This is a genomic window from Candidatus Paracaedibacter acanthamoebae (genome assembly GCF_000742835.1).
Classification (GTDB): domain Bacteria; phylum Pseudomonadota; class Alphaproteobacteria; order Paracaedibacterales; family Paracaedibacteraceae; genus Paracaedibacter; species Paracaedibacter acanthamoebae.
In genome coordinates this window covers 2,447,448-2,470,036 of the sequence record NZ_CP008941.1, presented here as the reverse complement: position 1 = coordinate 2,470,036, position 22,589 = coordinate 2,447,448, and the positions used below count along the sequence as shown (strand labels likewise).

At 42.4% G+C, this 22,589-nt stretch carries 20 protein-coding genes; 4 read left to right on the top strand and 16 right to left on the bottom strand.

Annotated elements, in window-relative coordinates; all coding sequences use genetic code 11:
- Window positions 1-190: 190 nt before the first annotated feature.
- The 6 genes from recF to atpH form a co-directional block, all read right to left on the bottom strand.
- Complete coding sequence (recF, locus tag ID47_RS11310) at window positions 191-1,333, bottom strand: DNA replication/repair protein RecF (protein WP_051908874.1); 1,143 nt, start codon at window positions 1,331-1,333, stop codon at window positions 191-193.
- A gap of 150 nt (window positions 1,334-1,483) precedes the next feature.
- Window positions 1,484-2,110, bottom strand: coding sequence for a type II secretion system protein (locus tag ID47_RS12125; protein WP_156956751.1), 627 nt, complete (start codon window positions 2,108-2,110; stop codon window positions 1,484-1,486).
- Window positions 2,111-2,180: 70 nt separating this feature from the next.
- Window positions 2,181-3,635, bottom strand: a complete 1,455-nt coding sequence (atpD, locus tag ID47_RS11300; protein ID WP_051908872.1) for a F0F1 ATP synthase subunit beta — start codon at window positions 3,633-3,635, stop codon at window positions 2,181-2,183.
- Window positions 3,636-3,654: 19 nt separating this feature from the next.
- The gene (locus ID47_RS11295) at window positions 3,655-4,521 is read right to left on the bottom strand and encodes a F0F1 ATP synthase subunit gamma (protein ID WP_038466698.1); all 867 of its coding nucleotides are present in this window, start codon (window positions 4,519-4,521) and stop codon (window positions 3,655-3,657) included.
- Window positions 4,522-4,536: 15 nt separating this feature from the next.
- Window positions 4,537-6,069: a F0F1 ATP synthase subunit alpha gene (atpA, locus tag ID47_RS11290; RefSeq protein WP_038466696.1), complete on the bottom strand. Its 1,533-nt coding sequence runs from the start codon at window positions 6,067-6,069 to the stop codon at window positions 4,537-4,539.
- Window positions 6,069-6,635 (bottom strand): ATP synthase F1 subunit delta, encoded by a 567-nt coding sequence (gene atpH, locus ID47_RS11285; RefSeq protein WP_038466694.1) that lies wholly within the window; start codon window positions 6,633-6,635, stop codon window positions 6,069-6,071. The genes atpA and atpH overlap by 1 nt, the downstream gene beginning before the upstream one ends.
- 262 nt (window positions 6,636-6,897) lie before the next feature.
- Between atpH and trmB the strand changes: the two genes are divergently transcribed.
- Entirely contained in the window at window positions 6,898-7,584 is a 687-nt protein-coding gene (gene trmB / locus ID47_RS11280) for a tRNA (guanosine(46)-N7)-methyltransferase TrmB (protein ID WP_075261639.1), read from the top strand.
- 74 nt (window positions 7,585-7,658) lie between these two features.
- Here the strand turns inward: trmB and fliW are convergent, their stop codons facing one another.
- Genes fliW through ID47_RS11250 form a run of 6 tightly spaced genes read right to left on the bottom strand, consistent with a single transcriptional unit; the run spans window position 7,659 to window position 12,740 of the window.
- A complete protein-coding gene (gene fliW, locus ID47_RS11275) occupies window positions 7,659-8,102 on the bottom strand; it encodes a flagellar assembly protein FliW (RefSeq protein ID WP_038466691.1) in 444 nt (147 codons plus the stop codon).
- Between the two features lie 12 nt (window positions 8,103-8,114).
- Complete coding sequence (locus tag ID47_RS11270; protein ID WP_038466688.1) at window positions 8,115-9,032, bottom strand: hypothetical protein; 918 nt, start codon at window positions 9,030-9,032, stop codon at window positions 8,115-8,117.
- 12 nt (window positions 9,033-9,044) lie between these two features.
- Window positions 9,045-10,883 (bottom strand): FlgK family flagellar hook-associated protein, encoded by a 1,839-nt coding sequence (locus ID47_RS11265; RefSeq protein WP_038466685.1) that lies wholly within the window; start codon window positions 10,881-10,883, stop codon window positions 9,045-9,047.
- A gap of 9 nt (window positions 10,884-10,892) precedes the next feature.
- Window positions 10,893-11,318, bottom strand: a complete 426-nt coding sequence (locus ID47_RS11260; protein ID WP_038466682.1) for a hypothetical protein — start codon at window positions 11,316-11,318, stop codon at window positions 10,893-10,895.
- Window positions 11,308-11,616, bottom strand: coding sequence for a hypothetical protein (locus ID47_RS11255; protein WP_038466680.1), 309 nt, complete (start codon window positions 11,614-11,616; stop codon window positions 11,308-11,310). The genes ID47_RS11260 and ID47_RS11255 overlap by 11 nt, the downstream gene beginning before the upstream one ends.
- The gene (locus tag ID47_RS11250) at window positions 11,616-12,740 is read right to left on the bottom strand and encodes a flagellar basal body P-ring protein FlgI (RefSeq protein WP_038466677.1); all 1,125 of its coding nucleotides are present in this window, start codon (window positions 12,738-12,740) and stop codon (window positions 11,616-11,618) included. Before ID47_RS11250 ends, ID47_RS11255 begins: the two co-directional genes overlap by 1 nt.
- Window positions 12,741-13,182: 442 nt before the next feature.
- Between ID47_RS11250 and ID47_RS11245 the strand changes: the two genes are divergently transcribed.
- Complete coding sequence (locus ID47_RS11245) at window positions 13,183-14,481, top strand: ComEC/Rec2 family competence protein (protein WP_038466674.1); 1,299 nt, start codon at window positions 13,183-13,185, stop codon at window positions 14,479-14,481.
- Between the two features lie 31 nt (window positions 14,482-14,512).
- Here the strand turns inward: ID47_RS11245 and ID47_RS11240 are convergent, their stop codons facing one another.
- On the bottom strand, window positions 14,513-15,985 hold the full coding sequence (locus tag ID47_RS11240; RefSeq protein ID WP_038466671.1) for a hypothetical protein: 1,473 nt from the start codon (window positions 15,983-15,985) through the stop codon (window positions 14,513-14,515).
- 256 nt (window positions 15,986-16,241) lie between these two features.
- The gene (locus ID47_RS11235; RefSeq protein ID WP_038466668.1) at window positions 16,242-16,520 is read right to left on the bottom strand and encodes a hypothetical protein; all 279 of its coding nucleotides are present in this window, start codon (window positions 16,518-16,520) and stop codon (window positions 16,242-16,244) included.
- A gap of 88 nt (window positions 16,521-16,608) precedes the next feature.
- On the opposite strand from ID47_RS11235, the gene ID47_RS11230 reads away from it, so the two are divergent.
- A complete protein-coding gene (locus ID47_RS11230) occupies window positions 16,609-19,338 on the top strand; it encodes a YhdP family protein (RefSeq protein WP_038466665.1) in 2,730 nt (909 codons plus the stop codon).
- Here ID47_RS11230 and ID47_RS11225 read toward each other — a convergent pair.
- Both ID47_RS11225 and ID47_RS13330 read right to left on the bottom strand, forming a co-directional pair.
- A complete protein-coding gene (locus ID47_RS11225; protein ID WP_038466661.1) occupies window positions 19,328-20,527 on the bottom strand; it encodes a cation:dicarboxylate symporter family transporter in 1,200 nt (399 codons plus the stop codon). The two genes, ID47_RS11230 and ID47_RS11225, sit on opposite strands and share 11 nt — an antisense overlap.
- 431 nt (window positions 20,528-20,958) lie before the next feature.
- The gene (locus ID47_RS13330; RefSeq protein WP_198022299.1) at window positions 20,959-21,195 is read right to left on the bottom strand and encodes a hypothetical protein; all 237 of its coding nucleotides are present in this window, start codon (window positions 21,193-21,195) and stop codon (window positions 20,959-20,961) included.
- A gap of 135 nt (window positions 21,196-21,330) precedes the next feature.
- Between ID47_RS13330 and hisS the strand changes: the two genes are divergently transcribed.
- Window positions 21,331-22,572 (top strand): histidine--tRNA ligase, encoded by a 1,242-nt coding sequence (gene hisS / locus ID47_RS11215; RefSeq protein WP_038467848.1) that lies wholly within the window; start codon window positions 21,331-21,333, stop codon window positions 22,570-22,572.
- The last annotated feature ends 17 nt before the right edge of the window (window positions 22,573-22,589 follow it).

Sequence of the window (22,589 nt, the reverse complement as noted above, 5' to 3'; positions counted from 1 at the left end):
TCAAATACCCTCTATTTTTTAATAAGATGATTGTTAAGCTAGATTACACAATTCAATCCACTGTGTCATTATTTTCCACCAGCATCACAATAAAATTTAATATAACAATTAAGACAAATTATATATACCACCATGCGGCAGATCTGAAGAAGAGCGGTCTTTCTAAAAATCATTTTATAGCCGACTAGGCCTAAAGTTGGATAATTTGGACGGCACCCATATTTGCGAATTCTCCAGCACTCGTGCCGGTCATGAATATCTGTAAATTAGCCCCCTTATCCAGTATCGTCTGAACTTCTTGAAATAAATAGGTGCGATGATCTTGATCAAGGTGCGCCACAACATCATCTAATAATAACAGTGTTAGCCGATCACGGTAAGAATCAAGCAATCGAATAAAAGCCAGGGTTATCGCATGCAACAGCATTTTTTGCTCCCCGGTTGAACACAAGGCACTTGGCATATGTTTTCCCAAGTGGGTTACAGCTAAATCCGATCGGTGAGCACCGATTGCAGCCCCGCCAGTTATAGCATCTTGAGGCCGGGATTGCCGCAACCCTTGACGAATTTTATCTTCGATATCTAAGGCCGTGCTGTCGCGATACCATTGGTCTATCTCGCCTTCCATCTGAGCAAAAAATCGAGGAAACGGCGAAGAAAAATCATTGGACTGAGCTTCTGTCAACTGTCGGACCAATTGGGATCGGGCTATTGAAATGGCCACACCATCTTCTGAAAGACGCTGCTCAATACTTGCTAGCCATTGATCATCCTGTACCCCTTGACGCAAAAGCTGACTCCGTTCTCGTAGATAATGCTCATACCGATTGAGTCGTTCTGTGTGCGAGGGATTGAGTGCCATAACCATTCGATCGATGAATTTACGACGAATAGATCCCGCTTCCTGGAATAACCGCGCCATAGACGGCGTAACCCAAACAATATTTAGCCATTCTGTTAAGGTTGCTTGGTTTTTGACCGGCAATTGATTAATACGAATCAAGCGACGTTCGGTTCCAGACGGCGAATAATCCAAGGCTGTACCAAAGGGAACGGGCGTTCCCCCCAAGGAAAAATTTGCTGACACTACCCACGCTTGCGCAGCCTGAAGCATTTTCATTTCTGATAACTTGATTGACCGCAAGCCACGACCGGATGAAAACAACGAAATCGCTTCAAGCACATTCGTCTTACCCACACCATTATCACCCACCAAGGCAACAATAGGCTCATGAAAATCAAAGGTTCGATGGGTGTAATTACGAAAATTCACCAGCGTCACCGTCTGGAGCAATGAAGAGTGGCCGACAAAAGATAATAAGGGTGCGTGCATAGACAGAGTTTACACCAAAATACAATAAGGCGGAAGAACTCTTGCATTCGATGAAGAGCATGCCCTTCCTAAGTTATCTCCAATAGCTTTCAAAGCTAGGAACCCGTGTAAGGTTTTGAGGCACCTTGGATATAAATATAAAGACCTGCCCTATTGCAGCTTCATTAAGATAGTGCAAGCCTGCGCTTTATTTTGCAGATTAAAAGCCTGACCATTATGGCATGCGGCTAATGACTGCCCTGGCGCACTTTGCACAATAAGATGCCCTTCTTCAGGGAGGGACTCGCCGGCCTTTGACTTAAGAAGCATCGCTTGCTTCGGAGTCAAAGCCGCCATAAGTCGATCAGAAGCCATCGAAAGGGCCAGCCAATTTCCAGGATAGCGGGAGGATGGATTGCTCAGGAAGGTAATGTATCCTCCAAGTTTAGACGCAGGTGGCTCCCCAGAGTCGACAAGCCCCGCCGCTTTGAGATGAGCCCAGGCTTGCATGCATTCAGCCCCATGAATTAAACCGCGTCCATCGCCACTATTCACGCCTGAGCCAAACCGTAAATGGGCTTTTGTATCATTGCCTGGCCACTGTCCATAGTGATCTCGGTAAGTCAGAACCGATAGTTTAATCCGATTCAATTCCTCCAAGGTTGCTTGAGCTCGCGCAGATTCTATAAGGTCCTGCCCCTTAAAAACAGCCGTTGTAATTAGACCAATAATAATTAAAACAATTGACACTTCAATCAAAGAAAAGGCACGCAGTCGATGCGGAAAATTTTTTTTCATGGGAAATAGACAGACATACAAAATAAGAAGAAAGGATTGTTGGAATCAACAATCCTCTCATTAAATAAACTTACGCAACCTCGAGAGACATTTTGCGTGCTTTTTCGATAGCTTGATCAATTGAACCAACCATATAGAATGCTGATTCTGGAATATGATCATAATCTCCATTCACGATACCGCGGAAACCAGCAATGGTATCTTGGAGAGAAACGAACGCACCAGGCGACCCGGTAAAGACTTCTGCCACATGGAATGGTTGTGAGAGGAAGCGCTGGATTTTACGGGCCCGGGCAACGACAAGCTTATCTTCTTCGGATAATTCATCCATTCCCAAAATCGCAATAATATCTTGTAAGGATTTATAGGTTTGGAGAACGCGTTGAACATCGCGCGCAACTTGATAATGCTCATCACCGACAACAGTTGGCTCTAAAATACGAGAGGTGGAGTCAAGCGGGTCAACTGCCGGATAAATACCAAGCTCAGCAATCTGACGATTTAACACGGTGGTTGCATCCAAGTGAGCAAATGATGCTGCAGGCGCCGGGTCCGTTAAGTCGTCCGCTGGAACGTAAACAGCTTGAACGGAGGTAATAGAGCCCCGCTTTGTTGTTGTAATCCGTTCTTGCAAAGCCCCCATTTCTGTTCCAAGGGTTGGCTGATAACCCACCGCAGAAGGAATACGCCCTAACAAGGCGGAAACTTCTGAACCCGCTTGAGTAAATCGGAAAATGTTATCGACGAAGAACAAGACGTCTTTACCTTCCTCATCACGGAAGTATTCAGCCATGGTCAACCCCGTTAAAGCCACACGAGCACGGGCCCCTGGAGGCTCGTTCATTTGACCATACACCAAAGCCGCTTTTGATTTCGTTCCCTCTAAGTCCACAACGCCAGATTCAATCATTTCTCGGTACAAGTCATTACCTTCACGGGTACGTTCCCCCACGCCAGCAAAAACCGAATAACCACCATGAGCCTTAGCAACGTTATTGATCAATTCCATAATCAAAACAGTTTTACCGACCCCAGCGCCCCCAAATAAACCAATTTTACCGCCACGTGGATACGGCGTTAAAAGATCAATAACCTTAATCCCCGTCACCAAGATCTGCGTTTCTGTAGATTGATCAATAAATTCTGGGGCAGCGCGGTGAATCGGCAAAAAAGTGGTGGTTTTAATTTCGCCCCGCTCGTCCACTGGATCACCAATAACGTTAATAATACGTCCAAGGGTTTCGGGACCGACTGGCACTTTAATGGGTTCCCCTGTATCAAAAACTTGCGTCCCCCGAACTAAACCGTCGGTTGTATCCATCGCAATCGCCCGTACAACATTTTCACCCAAATGTTGAGCAACCTCAAGCACCAAAAGAGTGCCATCTTCCCGCTTAATGTAAAGAGCATTGAGAATTTCCGGCAGTTTTTCTTCAAAGTGGATGTCGAGCACCGCCCCAATGATCTGCGTGACGCACCCCACATTTTTGCCCCCATCGATGGCTTTTAATTTGTGTGTTGACATTCTAATTCCTCTCACTCTGTTACAGTGCTTCCGCACCCGATATAATTTCAATCAATTCTTTTGTAATGTAGGCTTGACGTGTTCGATTGTAATTCAACTCTAAGCGACGAATGACGTCTCTTGCATTGCGCGTTGCATTATCCATTGCCGTCATTCTTGCCCCATGCTCACTGGCATTGGTTTCTAACAGAATCTGATAAAGTTGAATTGCAAAGTTTCTGGGTAACAACTGCTCGATCAATTCCTCTTGGGACGGTTCAAACTCAAAAATGCCACGATCATTTGTTTCCTCAACGACTAATGGTATAAGCTGTCGACGGGTGACCTCTTGGGTCAGGGCAGACTTAAACACACTGTACACAACAGTCATACCACCGCAAACATTATCATCAAGCAACTGTTGTAAGTGCATGCAGACGCGCGTTGATTCGTCAATATTGACCCCTTTTCGACCGACATCTGTGATCGTATCAATAATTAAAGAACCATAGTCCCGTCGCAACAGATCTCGCCCTTTACGTCCAACACACAGGATCTTAACCGGAACATTCTCAGACTGCAACCGGCGCACCAGCTGCTTAACATCCCGACCAATATTAATGTTAAAACCTCCACACAATCCCCGATCCGATGTCACGACAACAATCAGATGAACCGGGTTATCAGGGTTGCCGGTCAACAGGAGTGGTGGTTTGGGCAACTCTGGCTGTTGACTGAGCACATTCACAAGAATTTTTTCCAAAGCATGCGCATAGGGTCGCGCAGCTATCGCTTTTTCCTGAGCTTTGCGTAATTTAGCCGCTGCGACCATTTTCATAGCTGAGGTTATCTTCTGCGTTGATTTAACGCTTTTGATCCTAAGCCGTAAGTCCTTTAAACTCGGCATCGGTAAATCTCCCCATTAGGCCATAAAGTTTCTAGCAAAGATATCCGTAAATTCAATCAGCAATTTCTCTTGATCGTCTGTCAATTTGCCGGTTTTATTCACTTCAGCAATGAGCTTGGGATGTTCAACCTTAAGAGCTTGCAGATATTCTTTTTCAAATTTATTCACATGCTTTGGCTCAATACTATCTAAATAACCACGTACACCCGTAAAGATTGAAAGAACTTGTTCTCCCACACTTAAGGGAGAATACTGTGGTTGCTTTAAGAGTTCAGTCAGACGAGCTCCCCGCGCCAACAATTTTTGAGTAGATGCGTCCAAGTCAGAAGAAAACTGAGCAAAAGACGCCATTTCACGGTATTGAGCCAGTTCCAATTTAATTTTACCAGCGACCTGTTTCATCGCCTTTGTTTGGGCGGCAGATCCGACACGACTAACAGATAATCCAACGTTAATTGCAGGACGGATTCCCTTATAGAAAAGCTCAGTTTCTAAGAAGATTTGACCGTCAGTAATGGAAATGACGTTGGTGGGGATATACGCTGAAACGTCACCCGCTTGAGTTTCAATGATTGGCAAAGCTGTCAAGGATCCTGCTCCATAAGCATCATCTAATTTTGCTGCCCGCTCTAACAAACGAGAGTGTAAATAGAAAACATCACCGGGATAAGCCTCACGTCCTGGTGGACGGCGCAAAAGCAAGGACATTTGGCGGTAAGCCTGAGCATGTTTAGACAAATCATCATAAATGATTAAGGCGTGCATCCCGTTGTCGCGGAAGTACTCCCCCATCGCGCAGCCGGTATAAGGCGCTAGATACTGCATAGGCGCTGGTTCAGAGGCTGTTGCAGATACCACAATGGTATAATCCATGGCACCCGCATCTTGTAACGTTTTAACCAGCTGCGCAACAGAGGATTGTTTTTGACCAATCGCCACATAAATACAATAGAGTTTTTGGCTTTCGTCCCTTCCCTTGTTGGCTTCTTTCTGATTAATAATGGCGTCAATCGCAATGGCAGTTTTACCTGTTTGACGGTCACCAATAATCAATTCACGTTGTCCACGCCCAACCGGAACCAAAGCGTCAACGGCCTTGATACCCGTTTGCATTGGTTCATGAACTGACTTACGTTTAATAATTCCAGGAGCCTTTTTTTCCACAAGGCTCCGCCCCTCAGCTTGAATCTCACCCTTACCATCGATAGGGTTACCCAAAGCATCGACCACACGTCCTAATAATCCTTTACCAATCGGCACATCAACAAGGTTCTTTGTCCTTTTAACTGTATCGCCTTCCCGAACCTCTTTGTCGGCACCGAACAAAACAACACCAACATTATTAGCTTCAAGATTGAGAGCCATGCCGGTCGATCCACCGGCGAACTGAACTAATTCTCCCGCTTGAATATTGTCGAGACCATGAACCCGGGCAATACCGTCTCCAACAGACAGAACCCGGCCCGATTCGGCAACATCAACTTTAGACTCAAAATCTTTGATTTTTTGTTTTAAGATAGCGGATATTTCTGCAGCCTTGAGTTCCATTAGGCATTTCCTTTCATCGCATTGGCTAAATGATTAAGTTGGTTGGCAAGCGTCAGATCAATGATCTGATTGCCTATACGCACCAGAATTCCCCCCAACTGGGTTTGGTTCGTCGTGTAGTTAATTGCAAGTTTGCCCGACAGATGGGTCGACAAAATCTGCGAAATTTTTTCCTGCTGCGGTTTCGTCAAAGGGACCGCAGAGACAACTTCAGCAAGTGTCAAAGCCTCACTATGATTAACGAGCTCTTGAAAAATTTCTTGAATACTAAAAATAAAATTAAGTCGTCTATTGTCAGCAAGAATGATAATAAAATTAGTCAAGGTTATTGATAGTTTTAATCTTTGACAGATTTCCTTGAAGACAGCGGCATGTTCTTGGCGCGATAAAGCAGGAGAGAATATAAGAGACTGAATGTTGTCGTGGGATTTTATAAAATTACAGAAGTCGGCAAATTGGATCGCAATAGCTGATACCTCTTTTGATTCAACTGACAAATCAAAAAGTGTTTTGGCATAACGTCCCGCCAGAGATGTTAGCTTACCGGAGCGCGGTATGGAGTCCATGGCAATCCCAATAATTTTAACTAATCTTTACTGAATTATTTAGCACATATAAGGCTTTAGTACAAGATTGTTCTGAATAATTCATTATACCACATGCTTCCTCAGAATCATCAAAAAACAGCCTTTCAATAAAGAATTCTGCAAAATAACTTGCCCTAACAAGATATCCCCCTTGAAGATCACATCCCACTTTTAAAATTCCTGGTTTTTGCCTGCCGATGAGTATAGAATCACTTATCAAAATGCTTTAAATAACTTCAAAATGGCTCAACATCATCGAAAAATCTGGGGGCGAAAAATTGCCCGTCCTTTAAAAATTAATCAAAAACGGCTGTTAGAGGAAGAACTCCCTTCCCTTCAGCTGCATGTCGACTTTGGCAAAACACTGAACCTAAAAGAGCTTATGCCGGGTTTTGAAGGATATACTTTAGAAATTGGGTTTGGGGGCGGCGAGCACTTGGCTTGGCGAGCCCAGCAGTCTCCTGCTCAAGCTTTTATTGGGTGTGAGCCTTTTATAACGGGCGTTGCTGGACTGTTAGGTTATATTGAGGATGCTGAACTAGAAAATGTTCGGGTTGTGATTGATGATGCTCGGGTGTTGTTGCAGTCTCTACCAGATGCCGTCTTAGATCGCATTTTTATTCTATTCCCGGACCCATGGCATAAAAAACGGCATCATAAACGCCGGATTGTCAGTGATGAAACAATCGCAGATTTATCCCGCGTTCTTAAAGTGGGTGGTGAATTAGTCATGGCAACCGATATTCAAGACTATGCCGACTGGATGCAAGACGTTTTAAGCAAATGTCCAGAGTTTCTGCCCGATCAACACGGTCGAGAATCAGTTTATCAACGCCCTGAGCACTGGTATATCACCCGCTATGAACAAAAGGGAATTAATGCCGGCCGGCAGGCAAGTTATCTCGCTTATAAAAAACAATCGTTCTAAAACGTCGTCGCTGACAGAGGAAATAAGGAAGAAAAGTATACCAAGCATAGCCGAGAACTTTTCTTCCGGCAGGACTAAATAACTTGTGCCATCGGGTACTTAGGATCACTGAGGACAACTTGCCACCCTCTATTACTTGCAGAATGAAATACAAAAGGGGCCCGAATATTGGCAGTGACAGTTTTTTCACCCCTCGCGTCCATCTCAATGGAAATAATCAAATACGTTTCGACATCACCAGGATTGATTCCCAGGTGCTTAATAGCCGCTGCAAAATCTAAGTCGGATATAGTCGTCTCACCAATTTTTAAGCGCGGCAGCGACATTAGAATAAAGGAGGTATCCATATCTTCAACACTTTGCAGTTCCCAAAAGAGACCTGTTCCCTCCCCCAAAACCAATGGTGTCAAAGTATAATGCTGAATATCCCCAAATCCAATAATACCTTGGGGCATAATTACCCGACGTTCCGATAGATGAGGATTTGTCATTGGTATGGATAATGTTTCACAATTCATGTAAATCTCCTTTTAAGCCGGCATTTGTTGAATGAGGTCTTTGAGTGAATTAAGCAAACTTGTCGTTACGTAACGCGTCAGTTCCACCTGTGTTTTACTTTGAACATAATCATTTAAAACTTCTGATTGGGTTCGATATCCAATTTCTTTGATGTTTTCGGTAAGCTTTTGTTCAAGCTGTAGTAAAGAATCTTGAACCCCATCAAGAGTTTTTATATTGGTATCGAGTTGGCCATTGACCACAACTAGATCTTCATGCGCTTGAAGAGCAAGGTCATTAGCCCGTTTCAGGCGATCGTCCTTTTCAGCGGCAGGTAAGGTGATACACAATCGCAAGGCAAAAATTAATTCTGCTACCCCCAGGTTATCCCCTCTCACATTGGTCTCAACAATTGTATTATCATCTGCCCTAAATTTGATGTTCGCGGTACTTCCTAAGTAATAAAGATTGGAATCCACGGGGTCTGTTAGTCCCATATTCGGTAAAGAGCGAAGATCTTTGGTTGATGGAACATTAGAAGCATCACCTGACATAGGATATTTCCCATCAAACCGACCATTCAGGATAGAGGTCAGCTGATCAAGTTTATCATTACACCAGGTAGAAAGTTCTTCGGGTTTAGCCAAAGGCGAGCTGCGCAATTGAGACACTTGACGCTGAAGTTCAACTGCAATATCCCGCATGGTTGCCACTTGTGTCGACACAAAGCCCATCCGTTCCTTATTTAAGACAGCACTGCCTTTATAACTTTCGACAAAATTCAACATAAGCTCTTGGCCTACAAACTGCTGAACATTTTTAACTTCTGAATATCCATCGGCAATCCCACCACTGGTCAATTCTGCTGCTGCTGCCTGAAAGGAACGTTCATTACGCAAGGCTGTGGATTGGTTATACTGGGAAGCACTAAGATAAGGTAAATTAGTCATTCAAAAATCTCCCTACCTGGACAGCGTTTGGATCAAGTCTTTTTCCATTGATGTCACAATGTTTAAGGACTTGGATGCTAGGTTGATACTATTTGTTAATTCAAAAACGCGCATAATTTCTTCGGCAGGCTCTACACCACTTTTCTGTTGCGTTAAGGTGGTTAATTCATCATATACCCGCTGTGTAATTTGCTGGGTGGATTTACTTTGGGCAATATCAGATTGAACCAACGACATAATTCTTGTCGCATATTCCGTGGTCGAAATATTAGAGGCCTTAAGCGCCCCGGCATTTAAAAAATTCAATGTACCTCCCGCTAAGGTATCACCAATTTCCAGAGCAACAGTAGCATCATTTGCTCTTAAGCCCAGACCCTTACCGGTGGGCGCTGGTATCAGGTTGGATAATCGACCTATCGACAAATTACTGGTATTTGCATAAATACTCGACCGAACTGATATAGAATTAGCAATTCCAATCTGGGCAGTTGGGCTGGCAACCTGATTACCTGTATCAAACAGATTATTTAACCCAAAAAAGTGGGACAGACCATAAGCCTTGGTAGCATCATAAGTTGTCGTTGCCGATAGGGTTGGCTTAACGGTGCCTGCTGCCCCGATCGCCACACTTTTATTAGTAGTGGAAATGATTTGCAACTCGCCTGTAGCAAGTTGGGTCACTGTGAAAGCACCCACTGCATTACCATTCACATAAGGAGTAGCGTTAATACTAGCAACCAAACCGCCGACGGTCATCCCATCGGTTAAGGGCACGTCTTTATAATCCAATAAGGTTCCATCAATATCAGTTACTCCGATCCGGAGGGTACCCTGACCAGAAATATCAGTTATGCCGCTAAGCTGACCTGGCGCGGGAACTCCTGGCGCACGACTCAGCCCCGTTAACGTTGAATCGCCCCCTAAAGCTGCTGCTTCATTATGTAAAGCATTGGTGGTATCACGCACCACACGCGTTAACTCATCCAATTCAGCTTGAATATCGGGTAAAATCTTATTTCTTAACTCTAATAAACCAGAAATTCGACCGTTACTAAAGGTGTTTGTTATATTGACTCCAAAAGCATTGGTTATATTAGATAAAGGATCCCCAGGGGCAACATATGTGGCCGCATTATAACTCAGAGAAAACGTTGCAGTGGAGGTTGCCAGTATATCACCACTCTCTAACGCCAACGTTTTATTTTTAAACTGACCATCATATATTTTTACACCAGACAGCTCTGCTGCATTATGGATAACTAAATCTCTTTCATCTTCAAGATTTGTGGCATCTTGATTATTAATACTTAGCGACACAATTTGACGGTTAAAATCTTCCATCGATGTCATCATCTCGTTAAGCTGATCGATCGCATTGGCAAGTTCTTGATCTGTTTGGCCTCTTAATTGATTAATATGATCAGAAATATTATTCAATTGACTGCATAAAGTTACAGCTTGCTGGACAGCTTCGCGTTTCTTATTACCGTCGGTAATAGAGGCTACTTGTGTCATCTGCGCCGCAAAATTATTCAGGTTATGGACAAAAGATGATTGATCCCCTTTACTACCCAGCAATTGGGAAATATTTGTATAGTATTCCTGTAACCGAGCACTTTTACCCAGGTTAGAGTTTTGGGTCCGCACTTCTTTTTGCAAAACTGGATCAACAACCCGCTCAACCTGGCTTTGCTTAACACCAGTAACCGCGTTGTTAATCACTGTTTTTTCTTCATAAGCAACCTTACGGGTATAGCCGTCCACATTGGCGCGCGCGATGTTAGCTGAGGTCAGTTGAGTTTGCTTGCGATCGGCTTGAATTTTTGACAGCAGAGTCGAAATGGCAGTCATGGCTTTCTCCTAAATCTGTCGATCCAACGCCAGCATCGAAACTGGCGAAGAATTAGCATGAAACCGAGCAGCCTTATTATAGTGACAGGTTGGAGCTTGGTTTTCTTTGACCGCCTGACTAATTTTATTGATAATATGGCTCCGAACTTTATGAGCAATATCAAGGGCTTCTTTGTTTTCCACCAAACTGGTCCGCATTACTTCAATGGTTTCTTTGAGTGCCTGCAGTTCTTCGACTGTACACTGGGCCATCCTATTTTGAGCATTGAATTCCTGACACACCTGTTGATGGATCTCAGCTAATCGTTGCTTCTCGGGTAAAAGGGTTTGGGCTGATGGGACATCATGGGCCTCTAAAAATGCTGTCTCCTGTTGAATCAACTCCACGAACGTGGCTGTAATATCCATCAATCGTTGGTAAATATCATTTGACATTTGGGGCCTCCTGATTCCTAAGGAGGATGGGGTAAACAGCTTCTGCAATACCAAACTTACCAGGCATGGATTCGGCAATTTTGCCCGCCCAAATAGATCGGAACATCACTTCCATTTCTCCTCCTCCGAACAAACCCTTATCATTTCCCGAAAAGAGTTGCTGGATAATATGGCTGACAAAGCTTGCCTCAAATTTATGAGCGGCCTCCCTCGCTTCAGCGGGATCAACGTGACTTTTCGGCTTCAAGGAGGTGTGTGAATGGAGCAGTGTAGAAAATTGATTGGCTTGAACGCTCATTATATCACCTCAATATCAGCTTGGATTGCGCCAGCAGCTTTAATGCTGCGCAAGATTGAAATTAGATCCCGAGGACTGGCGCCTAAGGCATTTAAGCCATTGACTAAATCTTGTAAAGATATACCGGACTGCAGAATCGCAATTTTGCCTTGTTCCTCTTTCACCGTAATCTCACTGCGGTCCACAATTGTTGCCCGCTGAACTTGGGTAAAGGGGTTGGGTTGTGAGACTTGAGGATTTTCCAAAACCTTGATTGTAATACTCCCCTGAGTAACCGCGATCGTCGATATTCTGACGTTTTCACCCATAACAATAACACCATCCTGATCATCAATAATAATCTTGGCAGGCTGATCCGGCTGAACATTTAGCTGTTCTAAATGCGTCAAGAAAGTCACCAAATCCGATCGGTATTGTTCTGGAATAATAAGGCTAACTGTTGTGGGATCCGTTGCCTTAGATAATGACCCAAATTTTTGATTAATGGCGGCGCTAATGCGCTGCGCTGTCGTAAAATCTGGATTTTTAAGACTAATATTCATTCGTTGCATGGAAGCAAGTTCAAATCCAACTTCCTTTTCAACAATGGCACCATTAACAATTTTAGCCGACGTTGGCACACCTTTAATGATTTTTGACCCAGACTTGGCATCGGCATTAAAGCCATTCGTCGCCACAGCCCCTTGAGCAACGGCGTAGACATCACCATCTGCCCCAAGAAGAGGCGTAACCAGCAAAGTGCCGCCACGCAAATCTTTTGCGTCCCCGAGTGCTGAAACAGACACATCAATATTTGTTCCATGACGGGAAAAAGCCGGCATTGTCGCTGTCACCATAACAGCGGCAATATTTTTACCGGATAGATTAATTTTGCCGTCTTCTGCGTTGCGAATGTTAACCCCCAGACGTTCCAACATGCCGGCAAGACTTTCCTGAGTATAAGGAATAGAGCTGATAGAATCGCCGGTTCCGTTTAAACCCACCACTAAACCATAGCCAACCAACTGGTTATTGCGAACACCTTGGAAGCTAACAATATCTTTGATCCGGACGGTCGGCACAGCCTGAACCGGTGCTATAATTTGCAGCCCTGTCACTATTAAAACCAGTAATCGTCTCAACATTCTTTACCTCACTCCTCGACTTTTTACGGTACAAGGGTTTAAATCTGTAAAATTCTGTTCCGTCATCCATCAGTCAGCAAATTTTATGCCAAGTTAGTTCCTGTCTACTGCTTTCCCGGATCTAATAAGTCTATGTTGAAACCGAGTATTTTATTCTATGAACAGAAAAAGTTCTTGGCTTCGAAATGGACCTACTATCAGTGTGCAGAGGAAAGATTAATAAACGATCAATTTATATAAAATTTTATTTATACAGCTAAAAGTGGAGGATGAAGAGAGGTGATCGTGGGGAAATTAAATTTTTAAAATGCCTTTTTCTAAGAAACTAAAGCGTTACTTCTTAGGGCTTTCCTGCTTCTATCTATTTTAATGGCATCGATTAATCATTCCTCAACTATTCTTTTTATAAAATAGGGAATATATTCCCTGAGGATGATTTTCAATGCCTTCTCCTTTACAATATTTTATTTACATCTTTTTTTTAACACTGGCCCCAACTGTTGTACCCAGCTGGGCAATGCAACCTCCAGCCCATCCTCACAATCCATCTGATACCTCTTCTGCAAAAGACCAAAAAAGAAAAATCTCACAGATTAACAAAACAGAAACATCTGATGAAGACGATAATAACCCTCAAGAAGAAGATGAAGAATCTAAAAAAGGAAGCTCGGGAGAAGGAAGCCCGGATTCCAAGAAATCTAAGATAGGAAGCGATAGTGGCTTTGAAGACCTGCCTTCAAGCGAAAGTAAAATTACCATCCATGTTTTTGCTGTAGGGGCAGGTAATTGCATCCTTGCTCATAAAAACACAGAAGCTGTTTTAGTAGATTGTGGAACGACAGGGTCCGAAGACCACCCGCAGAAGAAAGAGATTATTGAGGAAATACAAAATATTATAGCTAACAAACAGGTTCAGGTCATCCTTACCCATAACCATAAAGATCATTATAGTTGGATACCTAATATTTTTACTTCTACAACTTCTCTTCCTCAAACCCTTATCATGGCCAACAGCCTTAATGAGAAAACTCCCCAAGTTCTCCACAGTCTCATAAATAAAATGCAACAACAAAATAAAGAACAAGTTATTATACTGCAAAACCCCGCTAAGATTGAATCCATCAATGAAAAGATTTTTGATTGGATAAAAGCAATAACCGGAGCAGCGGCTCATTCTCAGAGCAGTAAGAATCCCAATGCCGATAGTATAATTTTAAAAGTGAAGGATAAAGGCAGTCAATGTTCTGTCCTTTTACCAGGTGATGCGACAAAAGAAACATTTAATTCCCTTGAAAGTGAAGAAGCTTTAGATACAACGATTCTGGTAGCACCGCACCACGGCTCTGCAACAGAAGGCTCTAATACTCTACCGTGGATTAAGGCAACTGATCCTCATACCCTTATTATTAGTGCGGGGAAGAAATATGGTCATCCTGTCTTTAAGATAATTAAAAATTATATCCAGAATAGTTCTTTAACTACCACCACACAGACATCAGATGTTCCTGCTACAGCTGTGAATCAAGGAGAAAAAGTTGAAATTACGTCTGACACCATCCAGCCCGCAGAAGAAGATACAGCAAATTGGCAAATATATAACACTCACAATCATGGAAATATTGATATAGAACTTGCTACGAACACATACTCTATTACTTCAACTAACGGGCTAAACGTCATGAATCAACCTTGCGCCCCTTTCTCCACCGAAGAAGCACGAGAAGAAAAGAACGAAGAGTAAGTTTTCTCTCCCCTCTTCTTCCTTCATATTGTTATACTTTTTCGGAAGCTAAGAAAATAATCTCGATTAAGTGAGCCAAAAATTGCTGATGAGAGAGCTGCTCTTCTCGGAGGCTTTTTACTTTTTCCACAAAAAATGAGGGAAGCCGCGTGGATTCTTCTTTAAAATAGAATAGAATTTGCTCGCATCCCTGTAAGTCTTGGTAGTCGATCAATCGATTTAACAGATTAGGATTTAATAAAAAAGGTAAATCTTTAGAAAAATGATACGCGACATGGCGCGTTCCTTCGGCATTTGTCGGTCGATCTACCTTTGAGAAAAACTGTAAGGCTTCTTCCTTTCTTTGATTCCAAGTTTTTGAAGAAGGAATAGCCCGATGGACCATCATATCGCCCTGCGCCATATAAGCTTTTACACATCCTTCTTCTGCTGACTCTGCATAAAGAGAAAAAGCAGTTTGAAAAAGACCCTTTTCCAAATAATTTCTCGCCAAAAGATATAAACCAATCCCGTCAGGAGCTGCTCGATAATGCTTTTCAATTATTTCTTGAGCGGTGGGTAAGCCATTAAAATAATCTGGATGTTCTGTTTTTTCTTTTTGTAGACACGAACTTCCTTGAATCCGGTGAAGCAGAGAGGCAATTTTAAAATTTGCATATGGTTGACCATGAGTTATAGCATTGAGGTATGCCTTATACGCTTCACTGTAAAAATGTTTGACTTCTGCTATTTCTCCCAACAGCACCCATGCAATAGGTAAGTTAAGGCTTAATTGTTGCAAAGTGTCTTTATAATATTCATACGAAAGAGAAGGACGTGCCTGGTCACCAAGATTAAAAAAAGCATTGTGAATTAAAAAATATTGAGCATATAAACCTTTTTTATCTGGATGCCCTATGGCGTGATGAAAGATAAACTCAGCCTTAGAAATAAAAAAGCTTTTTAACTCCACTTCCTGTTGTTCTACTTTTTCATTCACTGTGGTTCCTTCTAAGATCGTCTCCATTGCACAGCCTACTTCATATAAAGCCAAAGGATCATCATAACTTGCTGTTATAAGAAGACATTCCTTAACACCTGGTAACGCTACACTCTCTCTCCATGAAAATAGGACAGACAAGTAAGGAAAATCCTTCATCTCTTCAGGATGGAAAAGGGCTGCCCCCACCTGATCTTTGTAACTTTGCCTCGGCCAACAAAAAGATCGTTCATAAAGTTGAGTACAATTCGATGCTATTTTTTCCCATTGCTGAGAGGAGAAAGAAAGGGAATCAAATTCATTTTTTATGGTTACAAGCTCTTGAATATTTCCTTGTGTCTTAGCATCTTTAATACGCTTAGAAAGGGGGCTTAAAAAATTAAGAGAGTCCCTCTCTTCTTGCAAGCTCAACGATCTTACCTTCTTCCTTATTTCATTTATTCCAAAAGGGTTCTCAGCAGCCTCCATCTCCTGAAAGAAAATAAAACCTAAAAAAGTAAAGAATAGAGAAAAATTCGTTTTCATTTTTAATACCTCTTCCTTCTAAAATTTTACTACGGTTAATTTTTTAAAAGTTGGCATTCTTTATTAGGTGTTACAATGAAAAATTCAAGTTTATATTAACTTAAGAAATTTAATAAAATGTAATAGAGAAAAGCTACGGTTGGTTTGCCTTAAAATGGATAGAAGCTTGATCAGACCTTAACTCTTCCCTATTTTGTTGGCTATAAAAAAACGCGACCATAATTGGGTCGCGTCCTTCTTTTGTAGAGTTAAAAGCTTAGGCCTTTTTTTCTTCAGCTTCCTTGTGCATCGCTTCAGCTGTCTCTTTGTGCTCTTCAGCTTTTTTCTCATCAGCTTTGGCTTCTACTGTCAGATGCCCCGCTTCTGTCTTTTTTGCCTCTGCTTCAGTTGCCTTTTCATCAGCCTTATGTTGATGCTGATCAGCTGTCATTTCTTTATGCTCAGCAGCCTTTGGCGTTGATTCTTGCTTTTTTTCTCCCCAACAAGCAGCAAGAGCAAAAGATAATATTGAGAGGGCCAGTAACTTTAACTTCATTTTATATCTCCAATCGGATTATGATAATTACAGGTACCACTATACATAAATTCTGTAAACGAGTCGTTAATTTTCAGAACTATTTTAAATGAATACTATAAAAAAGATATTTGGAATTGCCATTATTGCGGTAGGTATCATTGGGATGATGGTAGCTGGACTTTCCTATTATCTGTCGTCGCCATCTATTCAAACTAAAATAGCCCAAGAATTCAATAATTTATTAACAACAAACGGCTATCCCCCAGACCATGTCGCCCTGCAATCCACTCAATGGGGTGGGCTTCTAAACCCCTTATCAATTCGTCTACAGCAAGTCGTCATAACGCATAAAGACCTTGAACTGCGCCTGAAAAAATTAAAATTAGGTGTAGATCCTCTCAGTCTGTTTCATCTCCAGCCTAAAATAAAACATATTACTGTGCGAGGAGGGAACCTGATTAAAGACCATCAGCCTCTTATTCATCTAAGTGGGTCTTTATATTTAAAGGGAGACTCTATTTCCTATCGCTTGAAAGATTTTAAATGTAATTTGAAAGATTTAGCTCTGTTTCATCCTCATTTATCGACCCTACGCACCGTCGATCTTCCCATTTCAATCAAATCCACTGGATTCTTTGATGGAAAGGAAGATGTGAGGGGAAAATTCGAAATTTCTCTTAAGCAAGGCAAAGTTATCTTCCCTCCCTATTACCCAGATATAGTTGAAATCTCTGAAGGAAAAATTGAGGCTTACCTAGAGTCCACTAAATTAGAGTGGGCGATTCTTCATCTTAAAAGTCATGACCTTATAGGCAAGGCGAGCGGCTCTTTAGAATCGCCGTCGCTGGTCAAAGCCCTTACAAACGCCACCCCGATCCAATTAAAGTTAACAGGGGCCGTGGAAAAAATGCCGATTGATCAAATTAAAGTCTATTGGCCTATCGGTTTGGCTGCTAAGGCGCGGGCGTGGGTCACAACCAACTTATCACAAGGACTTGTTCCGCACGCAACCTTAATTTTAAACGGTCATCTTATAGCCAGCCCTCACCCGACTCTTTCTATTGATCATCTGAATGGCGATATTGATGCGACAGGGGTAGATGTTGCTTATTTAGGGAATTTACCAAAAGTAACCCAAACTCAAGGCCACTGTATTTATACAAAAAGCAATTTTATCATTTCTGCCCAGGGTAGCTGTGACGGGATGTCCGTCGAGCAAGCACATTTAAATATTAGCGGCCTGGATCAAGATGATGAGCAAATGGCTATCGATTTAAATGTGCGTGGCTCTCTCGAAAAGTCATTAAATCTCATCGCCCAAAAACCCTTAGAGTTTCTCCAAAAGTTAGGTCTCGACCATTCTATCTTTACCGGAGAGGCTTTAACCCATTTAAAACTGACCTTTCCTCTTAAATGCGATCTGCCTTTAGACCAGGTCCAAGCTCATGCTCATTCTAAGATCAGTTCAGCAACCCTCACTTACTCAACCTTACCTCTGTCGCTGAACGAGCCTTTAACCCAAGGACAATTTGATCTTGAAGTTACAAATAATGATCTTGTTCTTAATGGCACGGGATTGGTCGCCCACCACCCAGCCAGAATTTCGGCTAAAGAAGTTTTCAATTCAAAAGAAAACTACCTGATAATTCAAGCCGACGATGAAGCAACCGATCCTTACTTAGGTCAATTTGAATTAATCTATAAGAACAAAGCTTTGGCTGTTAAAGCAGATCTTAGCAAAATTGAAGGGGCCCTTGCTGCCATCCGTTACGTAAAAGAAAAAAGTCAGCCCGGGTTTCTAGATTTAACAGCAAAAGTAACAAAAGATAAAGCCCTATCCATTTCGAAGGTTAACCTAGTTTTGGGAGATGCTCATCTCCAAGGCACAGGCCAAATTGATCTCCAAAATGCAGTCTTAAATCTTGATCAGATCACCCTTGGAGACTTAAAAGGAGAGCTGACACTCAGCGGCAACCCAACAAATCTCAATATTAAAGGCACGATTCAACACTTAGATTTGGATCCCATCCTCCAAAATTTTGAAGCGACCAAGCAGGCTTCTAATATAAGTATTGCCGCCGACCTTAAAATTAATAAGGTGTCACTTAGCAATAAAATTAATTTTGGAGCAGCCCAGGCATCCTTAACTTGGGAAAAGGGGGAAATTTCCTCACTGGCGCTTGTTTCTATCATCCCCAACACCTTAGCAATTCATTTAGCTCCTAAGAAAAATGGCACCCATTCTTTTAGTGTCGCATGCCAGAATGCAGGTAATTTAATCGATTATTTTAATCCCAATGATGATCTGGAAGGGGGCCGGCTCATCTTTGCAGGGGACCTACAAGACGATGATCATAAAAAAATTAAGATCAGTGGCGAATTAGATCTGCGAGATGTTACTGTCATTAAAGCCCCCCTCTTAGCCCAAATATTATCCATTTCGTCTTTGGATGGAATTGTCCGAACCTTATCCGGTCAAGGCATTCATTTTGATCACACCGTCGGCAAAATTCGGTGGGAAGATAACAAAGTTTATCTGGATGATATTCATGCGTCGGGATCTTCAATTGCCCTTAATCTCGATGGCTCTATAGATACCATCAGCAAAGTCTATAATTTGCATGGTGAACTTTATCCCCTTAATAGCCTTAACTTCGCGATGGCAAATATTCCCCTGCTCGGATCAGTTCTAAGTGGTGGCAAAAACCGGGGTGTTTTCTCAACTGCCTTTACAATTACAGGTCCTCTCGATAACTCTAAGATTTGGATTAATCCCCTGTCGACAATTGCACCGCAGGGGATGAAAGAATTAATCAAGAAATCGTCTACACAGTAAGTTCTTGGCAAGCGTCAACAGGCTGCGGCTTTACTAACCGAATCAATTTCATAAATCGATGCATCAATAAAGCAAACCCACCATTTCCCACAACATTGGAACTGGTGAAAATACAATCTTGCAAAATATAAAGCGTTGTCACAAATCCAATCATTTCAGCACTCAGGCCGAGATGAGTTTGCAAGGTCGGTAGCAGAACTAAAATTCCACCCCCAGGAATACCCGCGGTTGAAAATTTTGCCAGACAAAAGAATCCAGCAAAAACAGCAAAACTTGTTAAATCAGGCAAGGGCAGCCCCGACAATTGCAAGGTCGCCAAGCCTAAGATGGGAATCCCCAACGCATCACCCAACAAATGAATATTAACAGTCGCTGGAATAATCAATTGAGTAAAATTTTTATCGCCCATGTTTTCCTCAGTTGCCGTCAACGTCAACGGCATCGTGGCCGCACTCGACATGGTTGTAAACCCAGTCAGAGCAGCCGGAAAGATATTGCGCAAATAACCAACAAGCTTTTTGGGAGAGAAATTCGCCGCGATTGTATATAATAAAAGAATATAGCCTAAAATGACGCCGATCATTAATAAGATGACCTGTCCACAGGTTTGGAATAAAACGCTAAGATTCCCTTCAATCTGCATCTTAAGGACGAATCCAAAAACATAGACCGGCAACAAAGGAATAAATGTTTTCTGCAGGATCTTCGTCACTAAATCACGCATTTTTAAAACAAGGTCATTCGCCTTTTTATGCGGATAAAGACTAAAAGTTAACCCGTATATTAAACCCGTTATCATGGCCCATTTTGGCTCCAACACTTGTGGAAATGGAATGGAAAACAACGGTGCAATGAGATCTTTTGTGGCGGCTAAATCCACCATCTTGCCGCTGGTAACAAACGGCAGAGCAATTAAACTAACGCCATAAGATGTAAAAACGGCAGCAAGATTGGACAAACAAACCATGACTAAAATGCTAACAATTAGCATAGGGGCTTTTTGCTCTAAGGACAAAATAGCAGAGGACATATAGCTGATAATGACAAAAGGCAACACCATCATCAGAAAATCTTTTAATGCACAGCTCAGGCTATAGAAAAATGATACCCAGCTGACATCCATAAACCCAGCCGTAAAAAAGGCCAGGATAACACACAGAACTAATTGAACAGGCAAACTTTTTAGCATTGTTAAACTCCTCATAAGAGAGGTGGGAAGTTAGAGGATTTTTTTCAATAGAGAGAGGGTAAAAGATAGTCGTCCGCCTAGGCGGAGGTCGTCAAAGATGAAAAAGATGTGATAAACCATACATTCATAATTTATCTATGCGCCTTTTAAATCCCTTTTGTCAAGACTGTGGATTTAAAATCCCTTTCTTGGCAGCCAATCACCCATCGACTTAAGAGGAGTTAAATTAACATTTTTATAAAAAATTGAATTTGTAAAGTTCACCGCTTCGGTGTTAGCTATTTTCTATTAAACCTTTATTAAAAATAAAAAAGAAGGGTTAATTTTGTCAAAGCCAGCGGAAGACTAAAAGTAAGTGATTTTATTGTTCTACCTCTCAGAGTCATACCATGGTCTAATCAAATCAGTAGAAATCCATCCCTCCCCTCTTCTCACCCTCTTACCTCATCTTTTAAATTTACATTCAAAACCACAGCCAGGTTGGCTCTTTCCCTTTTAGCGTCCTCACCCCTAACAGCGATGATAGCATTCACCGTCGATACTCTCACCCACTCGGCGCAGGCAGGAGGAATGGGGGGTGCGAAGGGATGCTGACGCTGGCGGGAATGCGGTTGGTAGGAATGGTAATAGTAACAATTTGACCAACATTCCGAACGATGATAGTCCAAGTCCTGTTTATTACTGATTGACTTGAAAAATGATGATTTTCTTGAAAACGGTTGGCGGCAAGGCTATTAGTCTCTCCCATTCTGAGTTTCTTTATGTTACAAAAAGATAAGTTTAAAGGAAATCACGAACAAATAATGGCAGAAAAATTACAACCGCCTCGCGGCACACAAGATTTAGTGGGGGATGACTATCGTCGTCATGCTCACATTATCGAAACAGCCCAAAGAATAGCTGAAAATTTTGGCTATGAAAGCATTGCAACCCCCATTTTTGAATCAACATCAGTCTTTAAACGCACTATTGGGGAAACCTCGGATATTGTCGGCAAAGAAATGTATACTTTTGAGGATCGAGGGGGTGAAGAACTCACTTTACGCCCTGAAGGGACTGCAGGCGTCATCCGTGCTGTGATTTCCAACGGATTAACGCAAAACATGCCATTAAAACTGATCTATAATGGTCCTATGTTCCGCTATGAACGCCCCCAGTTGGGGCGTCGGCGTCAGTTTCACCAACTGGGTGTTGAATGCTTAGGGGTGGCTCATCCCTATGTCGATGTGGAAACCATTGCGCTGGGCGTTCAGATTTTAAAAGCATTAGGATTGTTTGACCAAACAGTCCTAGAAATTAATACGATTGGCGACATTGCATCCCGCCAAGCCTATCGCCAAGCCCTGGTTGATTACTTTACCCCCTATAAAGATAAATTATCCCTAGATAGCCAAGATCGTCTTGTACGAAATCCTTTGCGTATTCTGGATTCAAAAGATGCGGGAGACCAAGCTATTATTGTCGAGGCACCTGAATTTGAAAATTACCTTAATGATATTTCTCGGGACTTTTTTGCCCAGGTCTGTGCCGGGTTAGATCAATTAGCTATCCCTTATAAAAGCAATCGCCGTTTAGTCAGAGGACTCGATTATTATAATCATACAGCGTTTGAATTTGTCACCACTGACCTGGGGGCCCAGGGAACAGTTCTGGCGGGCGGGCGCTATGACGGCCTGATGAGTCAAATGGGTGGCCCTGAAACACCCGGCGTTGGTTGGGCCTTAGGCATTGAACGATTGGCCTTACTCCTCGATTCCTTAACAGATCAACCGCGTCCTATTGCCATTATTCCTGTAGGAGAGACAGCTTTTGCCGACTGCTTTGCCTTGGCAATGAAACTGCGAGAAGCTGGATGTACGGCAGACATCGCTTATAGTGGTAATGTAGGCAAACGTCTAAAGCGCGCCAACAAGATTAATGCTCAAGTTGCCGTAATGATTGGCGATGATGAACTGGCCAACCAGCAAGCGATCATTAAGAACTTAGATTCTGGTGATCAGAAAACAGTCGCTATTTCAGAAGTTTTTGAGTATCTTAGCAACTAAAATAATACATAGGATCT